Annotated in this window: 8 protein-coding genes and 1 pseudogene; 5 read left to right on the forward strand and 4 right to left on the reverse strand. The window is 74.8% G+C overall.

The window, feature by feature from the left end:
* Positions 1 to 340 precede the first annotated feature (340 nt).
* The 3 genes from KUM03_RS24625 to KUM03_RS24635 are packed head-to-tail and all read right to left on the reverse strand — an operon-like array spanning position 341 to position 1,903.
* Positions 341 to 1,165, reverse strand: coding sequence for a rod shape-determining protein (locus tag KUM03_RS24625; protein ID WP_217251489.1), 825 nt, complete (start codon positions 1,163 to 1,165; stop codon positions 341 to 343).
* Positions 1,162 to 1,530, reverse strand: a complete 369-nt coding sequence (locus KUM03_RS24630; protein WP_217251490.1) for a TraR/DksA C4-type zinc finger protein — start codon at positions 1,528 to 1,530, stop codon at positions 1,162 to 1,164. The genes KUM03_RS24625 and KUM03_RS24630 overlap by 4 nt, the downstream gene beginning before the upstream one ends.
* 46 nt (positions 1,531 to 1,576) lie before the next feature.
* A complete protein-coding gene (locus tag KUM03_RS24635) occupies positions 1,577 to 1,903 on the reverse strand; it encodes a TraR/DksA C4-type zinc finger protein (protein ID WP_217251491.1) in 327 nt (108 codons plus the stop codon).
* Positions 1,904 to 2,292: 389 nt separating this feature from the next.
* On the opposite strand from KUM03_RS24635, the gene KUM03_RS24640 reads away from it, so the two are divergent.
* The 4 genes from KUM03_RS24640 (at position 2,293) to secD (ending at position 6,849) form a co-directional block, all read left to right on the forward strand.
* Entirely contained in the window at positions 2,293 to 3,249 is a 957-nt protein-coding gene (locus tag KUM03_RS24640) for a HAMP domain-containing sensor histidine kinase (protein WP_217251495.1), read from the forward strand.
* Between the two features lie 2 nt (positions 3,250 to 3,251).
* Positions 3,252 to 3,980: a response regulator transcription factor gene (locus KUM03_RS24645; RefSeq protein WP_217251492.1), complete on the forward strand. Its 729-nt coding sequence runs from the start codon at positions 3,252 to 3,254 to the stop codon at positions 3,978 to 3,980.
* Between the two features lie 49 nt (positions 3,981 to 4,029).
* A complete protein-coding gene (locus tag KUM03_RS24650) occupies positions 4,030 to 4,431 on the forward strand; it encodes a hypothetical protein (protein ID WP_217251493.1) in 402 nt (133 codons plus the stop codon).
* A gap of 78 nt (positions 4,432 to 4,509) precedes the next feature.
* Positions 4,510 to 6,849 (forward strand): protein translocase subunit SecD, encoded by a 2,340-nt coding sequence (gene secD / locus KUM03_RS24655; RefSeq protein ID WP_217251494.1) that lies wholly within the window; start codon positions 4,510 to 4,512, stop codon positions 6,847 to 6,849.
* 27 nt (positions 6,850 to 6,876) lie between these two features.
* On the opposite strand, the gene KUM03_RS24660 is transcribed toward secD, so the two are convergent.
* Positions 6,877 to 7,614, reverse strand: coding sequence for a GntR family transcriptional regulator (locus tag KUM03_RS24660; RefSeq protein WP_374225383.1), 738 nt, complete (start codon positions 7,612 to 7,614; stop codon positions 6,877 to 6,879).
* Between KUM03_RS24660 and KUM03_RS24665 the strand changes: the two are divergent.
* Positions 7,537 to 7,850: pseudogene (locus KUM03_RS24665) on the forward strand (hypothetical protein); the annotation flags it as partial. The gene KUM03_RS24660 and the pseudogene KUM03_RS24665 overlap by 78 nt on opposite strands.

Raw genomic sequence — 7,850 nt, forward strand, 5'->3', positions numbered from 1 at the left:
GACGGAGGGTGTGTGCGGTGCGGGTCGTCGAGGTGAGGCGGAGGTTGGAGGACGCTTCGGGACGAGGCCTGGGCGCGGAGAGTGTCGGGGCGGCCGTACGAGTCGGCCGGTGGCCGACCCGGCGGGCGCCGGTCCCGGGAGTGTGACCGGCGCCCGCGCGGGCGCTGAGGGGGACGTGGTCCCGGGGCCGACGGCGGAGAACCGGGCCCGCACCGGAGACGCGGGCGGGCCGGTGGCGCCTCTGGCAGGCGGAGCCCCTGGCTGTGGCACCCGGCCGCCGTGCGGGTACGGCATCCCCGCCCGGCCGAGCACGCCGGCGGCCCGGTGTCCGCGAACCCGGTCAGTGCGGGTGTTCGTCCGGTGGGTCCGTGCCCGCGGTGGACGGGTGGGAGTGCGCCGCCCCCAGCAGCTTGGCGGCGCCGCGGACGGCGGCCGTGTGCGGGGCCGGTACGGCGCGCAGCGGGACGTGCAGCCTGCGGGTGAGGTCGCAGGTGATCTCGGGGCGCAGGGCGCCCCCGCCGGCCAGCAGCGGTCCCCTGCCCAGGGCGTCGACGGTGAGGGACGTACGGTCCTGGCGCAGCATCGAGGTCGTCATCTCGGCCACCGCCTCCCCGATCCCCGCGGCCGGCGTGGACTCGCCGAGGTCGCCCGTGCCCAGCGCGGTGCGGCGCGCGTCGAAGACGGCGCCGTCCACCAGGAGCACCACCTCGGTGAGGTGCGCCCCGATGTCGATCACGAGCAGCGGCCGCGACAGGTCGGCGCCCGCCGCGAGGGCCACGGCCCGCGCGCTGGGCACGGTCAGCACGCTGCGCGGGCGCAGCACCTCCACGGCCGTACGGGCCTCGTTGCGGTAGGCGTACCCGTCCAGCACCGGCGCGGTGACCACGACCAGGGGGCGGGTGAAGCGGGGCAGGCGGTGGCCCAGCAGCCGGTCGAGCATCCGGGCGGTGCCCGGGGTGTCGACGATGGAGCCGCGCTGGATGGGATAGACCGCGCCGACGCCCGGGAAGGTCACGGTCGGCACGTCGAGAATCATGCCCCGCCCGGCGACCCAGGCGCGGGTACGGGCGCTGCCCATGTCGAGGGCGACGCCGGTGCAGTGCCGGCACATCGGCCAGGGCCGGTGCGGGGAGCGCGCGGTACGGGACCGCCGGACCACGGTCATCGTCCCGCCTCCCGCACCTGCTGGCAGCGAGCGCAGTAGCGGGCCTGCGGCACGATCATCAGGCGCTCGCGGTCGACGGGACGCCGGCACAGATGGCAGTGGCCGTAGCGGCCCTCCGCCATGCGGGCGAGGGCCGCCTCGACGTCGGCGAGCACCATGCGGGCGGAGGCCGCGAGCTTGACCCGGACCTCGGTCCGCGCGGCGCTCGGCCGGCTCGGCTCGCCGGCGCGGGACGGGACGGCCGCGATCTGCCGCAGCTGCTCCTCGCGGAACCTGCGCTGCTCGTGGAGGCTCTCCTCGAGCGCGGCGAGGTCCGCGGGCGACAGGCACGTGTCGCGGTCGCCGATGATCTGCTTGTTCACCACTTCACCCCTCGGGCAGGGCGGGAGACGAAGACTGGACGGACGACGGTCAGGCGGCGGCGCGGCGCTGGCAGGCGACGCAGTACCGCGTGTAGGGGAGGATCTCCAGCCGCTCCCCCGGCACCGGCTTGCCGCAGCCCAGGCAGGCGCCGTAGGTGCCGGCGTCGATACGGGCGAAGGCCTCGTCGATCTCCTTGAGCACCCGCGCGATCGCGTCCTGCTGCGCGGACATCAGCTGGTCGTCCGCCTGGCCGCTCTCCTTCAGGGCCTGGAGCTGGGTGATGCGGGTGCTGCGGGCGTGCTCGAGGCGCTGGCGTGCCTCGTGAGCGGTCAGCCGCTCGGGGCGGGGTTCGATGCGGGAGGCGTCGAGCGACACGGTGCGTCCTTTTCTCGCAAGGTTCTGCGGGTACTGCTCGGAAGGTTCTGCGGGTACGGCGAGCGCCGGGCCGATCGGACCCGGTCAGCCTCAACCATGGCCCCGGCGGCCGGGGAAACCCATCGGGCGCAGACCCCATTTGCCGGGGGCCGCGGGATCCACTCGGCGACGTACCGGGACCCCCGTATGGGTGTGCCGTCGCTCGGAAATGGGGGTCGGACCCCATCGACCCGGCGGCACCCGGCGAGGGACGCTGGTCGCTTGCTCGGTCGCGACCAGGGTCTGCTTCGCCGGACGGGTCCCTGGACCGCGGCTCCCACCGAGGGTGCGCGATGACCGACAGTGGAGGCGTACCAGTCGACGCGTCGCAGAAGGAGGCGTACCCCCCGGTGTCCCTGTTCTGGCGGATCTTCGGGCTCAACTCGGTGGTGCTGGGCTTCGCCACGGCACTCCTGCTGTGGGCACCCGTGACCGTCTCCGTGCCGGTGCTGCTGACCGAGGCGGTCGTCCTGGTGGGCGGCATGGCCGTCATGCTGGTGGCCAACGGCGCCCTGCTGCGCTGGGGCCTGGCGCCCCTGGACCGGCTCACGAAGCTGATGACCACCGTCGACCTGCTGCGTCCCGGCCAGCGGCTGCCGGTGTCCGGCGGCGGCGACGTGCCCGAGCTGATCCGCACCTTCAACGCCATGCTCGACCGGCTGGAGCACGAGCGGGCCACGAGCAGCGCCCGGGTACTGCTCGCCCAGGAGGCGGAGCGCCGCCGTATCGCCCAGGAGCTGCACGACGAGGTCGGGCAGAGCATGACCGCGATCCTGCTCGTGCTCGGCCGCGCCGCGGACGACGCCGACCAGCCGTTGCGCGAGGAGTTGCAGCAGGCGCAGGAGATCACCCGGGAGAGCCTGGACGAGGTACGCCGGCTGGTGCGCCGCCTGCGGCCCGGCGTCCTGGACGACCTCGGGCTGATCAGCGCCCTGTCCTCGCTCACGCACGACTTCGCCACCCACACCGGGCTGCGCGTCGTCCGCCGCTTCGACGCCGATCTGCCCGCCCTGGACCAGGAGACCGAGCTGGTCCTCTACCGCGTGGCGCAGGAGAGCCTGACCAACGCGGCCCGCCACGCGGACGCCGAACGCGTCGAGGTGAGCCTCGGCCGGGCCGACGGCGCGGTGGCCCTCACCATCGCCGACGACGGCCGGGGCACCGCCGAGGCGGTCTGCGAGGGCGCCGGCATCCGCGGCATGCGGGAGCGGGCCCTGCTCATCGGCGCCACCCTCGACATCACCTCGGCAACCGGCGCCGGCACCAGCATCCGGCTCACCGCACCCGTCCCCAGGAAGCAGCCCTGACCATGTCCGACCCCTCCTTGCCCGACCCGTCCCTGCCGGAGCCGGCCCCGTCGGCCCCCTCCGCCGCGCCTTCGTCCGACCCGTCGAGGATCCGCATCCTGCTGGCCGACGACCACGCGCTGGTGCGGCGCGGGGTACGGCTCATCCTCGACCGTGAGCCGGACCTGGAGGTCGTCGCCGAGGCCGGGGACGGGGCGGAGGCCATCGACATGGCGCGGGCGCACGCCGTGGACCTCGCGGTCCTGGACATCGCGATGCCCCGCCTGACCGGGCTCCAGGCCGCCCGGGAGCTGGCCGCGCTGAAACCGGGGCTGCGCATCCTGATGCTGACGATGCACGACAACGAGCAGTACCTGTTCCAGGCGCTGAAGTCGGGGGCCTGCGGATACGTCCTGAAGTCCGTCGCCGACCGCGATCTGGTCGCCGCCTGCCGGGCCGCGATGCGCGACGAGCCGTTCCTGTACCCGGGTGCGGTGACCGCCCTGATCCGCAACTACCTGGACCGGGTCCGGCACGGCGAGGAGAACGCCGACCACATCCTCACGCCCCGGGAGGAGGAGGTCCTCAAGCTCGTCGCCGAGGGCCACTCCTCGAAGGAGATCGCGGAGATCCTCTTCATCAGCATCAAGACCGTCCAGCGGCACCGGGCGAACCTCCTCCAGAAGCTCGGCCTGCGCGACCGTCTGGAACTGACCCGGTACGCCATCCGCGCCGGGCTCATCGAGCCCTGACCCGCCCAGCTGACCGCCAACCCGCCGATCACACGAACAGGGACGGTGCATGCGCCCCACACCTCGCACCGCCCCTGGTCACCGCCTCGCCGCGACGCTCACCGCGCTGCTGGCCGTCCTGCTGACCCTGGTCCCGGCCGGCCCACTGGCCGGTGCGGGCCTCGCCCTGCCCGGAATGGCCCCCGCGGCGACGACCGTCCCCCACCCGGACACCGGTTTCCACGCCGACGACGGCTGCACCGCCTCCTGCGCCACCCAGGCCAGGGCCCGGCACGACCACCTCGGTGAGCGTCCGGCGCCCCCGGACCGCCTCGCCACGGCCACGCGCCCCACGCGCGCCGCCCCCGCCGCTCACCGGCGGACCACGGCGCCGTCCGGCGCCGTACCCGTCTCCCCCGGCCGCACCAGCCACGACCGCGGACGGGCGCCTCCCGCCTCCTCCGGCACCTGAGGCACCCGTACATCCCATTCCTTCTCTCGCCGCGGCCGCGCTGGGCCGCTGCCGTGGCGTGCCTGCCGGAGGCCCCTGTTGAAACGTTCCCGTCCCCGCTCACGCCCCAACTCCCTGAGGGGCCGGGCGCTCGTCGCCCTCCTCGTGATGGCCGGCGCCGTGGCCATCGCCCTGACCATGCCGGTCCGCCTCGGGCTCGACCTGCGCGGCGGCACCCAGATCGTGCTGGAGACCAAGTCCACCAAGACCACCGAGGCCGACCGCGAGGCCACCGACCGCACCGTGGAGGTGCTGCGCGGCCGCATCGACGCGCTCGGCGTCGCCGAACCGTCCATCGTCCGCTCCGGTGACAACCGGATCGTCGTCGAGCTGCCCGGCGTCCAGGACCCGAAGCAGGCCGCCGACGTGCTGGGCCGCACCGCCCAGCTCACCGTCCACTCGGTGCTCGGCGCGGCGGAGAGCACCGAGAAGGACCCCGGGTCGGAGCCCGGTGCGGAAGGCGAGCGCGTCCTGCCCGACGAGGACGGACAGCCCCTGCGGCTGAAGACGGCCTCGCTCACCGGTGAGGACGTCAAGGGCGCCGACGCCCGCTTCGACCAGCAGGGCGGAGCCGGCTGGCTGGTCACCGTGGACTTCAAGGACGCGGGCGGCGACCGCTGGGCGAAGGTGACCGGCGAGGCCGCCTGTCACCCGGCCGGCGACCCGCAGCGCCGGGTCGCCATCGTGCTCGACGACAAGATCATCTCCTCGCCGCAGGTCGACCCCTCGGTGGCCTGCGGGGCGGGCATCTCCGGTGGCTCCACCCAGATCACCGGCTCCTTCGACGACGCCGAGGCCCGCGAACTGGCGCTGCTCGTCAAGGGCGGCGCCCTGCCCGTGCCGGTCGAGACCATCGAGCAGCGCACCATCGGCGCGACCCTGGGCGACGAGGCCATCTCGGCCGGTGCCTGGGCGGCCGTCATCGGCACCGCGCTCACCGCGCTGTTCATCATCGTCGTCTACCGCCTGATGGGCGCCCTCGCGACCGTGGCCCTGCTCTGCTACGGCCTGATCTCCTACGCCGCGCTGGCCGCGGTCGGCGCCACCCTCACCCTGCCCGGCCTGGCGGGCTTCGTGCTGGCCATCGGCATGGCGGTGGACGCCAACGTCCTCGTCTTCGAACGCGCCCGCGAGGAACAGGCCTCCCGGACCCGCCCGAGCACCCGCTCCTCGCTGACCGCCGGTTTCCGCAGCGCCTTCAGCGCGATCGCCGACTCCAACGTCACCACGCTGATCGCCGCCGCCCTGCTCTTCTTCCTGGCCTCCGGTCCGGTGAAGGGCTTCGGCGTCACCCTGGGCATCGGTGTCCTCGCCTCCATGGTCAGCGCCCTGGTGATCACCCGGGTGCTCGCCGAGTTCGCCGCGAGCCGCCCGGCGGTCTTCCGCCGTCCCCACATCACCGGCATCTCGACGACCGGCCCGGTCCGGGACGCGCTGCTGCGCCGCGACCCGTTCCTGATGCGCCGGCCACGCCGCTGGCTGGCCGCGTCCGCGCTGGTCATGGTGGTGGCCGGTTCCGGCATCCTGGTCCGCGGCCTCGACTTCGGCATCGAGTTCACCGGCGGACGGCTGATCGAGTACTCCACGGCCACCCAGGTCGACGCCGACCGCGCCCGGGACGCCCTCGCCGACGCCGGCTTCCCCCGCGCCGTCGTCCAGTCCTCCGGCGACGGCGACCTGTCGGTACGCACCGAGGAGCTGACCGACGCCGAGGCGGAGAAGGTCACCGAGACCGTCGGCGAGCTGGGCGGTGAGACCGAGAAGGTCCGCGACGAGCTGATCGGCCCCAGCCTCGGCGAGGAGCTGCGGCGGGACGCCCTGATCGCCCTGGGCCTGGCCCTCGGCGCACAGCTGCTGTATCTCGCCGTCCGGTTCCGGCTGCTGTTCGGCACGGCGGCGGTGAGCGCGCTCGGCCACGACGTGGTCATCCTGGTCGGTGTCTTCGCGTGGCTGGGCAAGCCGATCGACGGGGTGTTCCTGGCCGCGCTGCTGACCGTGATCGGCTACTCGGTCAACGACTCGGTGGTCCTCTTCGACCGCATCCGGGAGCTGCTCGCCGGCAAGGACCGCAAGACGCCGTTCGCCCGGCTCACCAACCGGGCGATCCTGCAGACCCTGCCGCGCACGGTCAACACGGGTATGGGCGCGGTGCTCATCCTCGCCTCGCTGGCGCTCCTGGCCGAGGACTCGCTGACCGACTTCGCGCTCGCGCTGCTGATCGGCGTGGGGGTCGGGACGTACTCCTCGGTGTTCACGGCGTCCCCGCTGGCCATCGAGATGTACGACCGCGGCGACGGGTCCCGCCGGTCCCGGCGCAAGGGGCGGACCGCGGAGAAGACGGTGCCGGCTAGCCGTACGGAGCGGCAGGAGGTGTCGTAGGCGGCCCGCCCTTCCCTGGGGGAGCGCTCAGGGCGCCGCGCCGAAGTGCTCCCCCACCAGGGCCCGCACCACGTCCGGGTCGCCGGCGATCAGCGCGTCCAGCAGTGCCGTGTGCTCGTGCGCGTCGGCGATCAGGTCGGCCCGCCCCCGGCCCGCGGGGGTCCCGGCCGGCGGCCACTGGGCGCGGCGGTGCAGGTCGCCGGCGACGCCGACGAGCTGTTCGTTGCCGGCGAGCGAGAGCACCGCGCGGTGGAAGGCGCGGTCGGCCTCGGCGTAGGTCGCCGGGCAGCCGGAGGACGCGGCCCGGACGGTGGCCTCGGCGAGGGGCCGCAGCCGCGCCCACCGCTCGGCGGGCACCGTACGGGCCAGGCGGAGCCAGACCGGGGCCTCGAGCAGCGCCCGGACCTCGGCGAGCTCGGCCAGTTCCCGGTCGCCGCGCCGGACGACGCGGAAGCCGCGGTTGGGGACGACCTCGACGGCGCCCTCCACGGCCAGCTGCTGCATGGCCTCGCGCACGGGCGTGGCCGAGACGCCGAACCGTTCCCCGAGCGCGGGCGCCGAGTAGACCTCGCCGGGCCGCAGCTCGCCGGCCATCAGCGCGTCGCGCAGGGCGTCGAGTACCTGACCGCGCACGGAGGAGCGCTGGACGAGGACGCGCGGCCGGGGCGCGGGCGGTTCGCTGTGCGTGTGCTCACCACGCACGGCCCCGACCGGCTCCCCGGCACCGCGGACCCGCCCGCCGCCCTGCCCCCGGCCCGCATCCAGATCCCGGCCGACACCCCGGCCCCGGTCCCGGTCCCGGTCCCGGTCCGGGCTGGCATCGTCGCCCCGGTCCCGGTCCCGGCTGGCATCGTCGCCCCGGCCCCGGTGCCGATCGGCATCCTCACCCCGGCCCCGACCGTCACCCAGGCCCCGATCGGCATCCTCACCCCGGCCCCGACCGTCACCCAGGCCCTGACCGACACCCCCGCCCCGGCCCCGACCGTCACCCAGGCCCTGAC

The sequence above is a fragment of the Streptomyces sp. AC602_WCS936 genome, from assembly GCF_019049125.1.
Classification (GTDB): domain Bacteria; phylum Actinomycetota; class Actinomycetes; order Streptomycetales; family Streptomycetaceae; genus Streptomyces.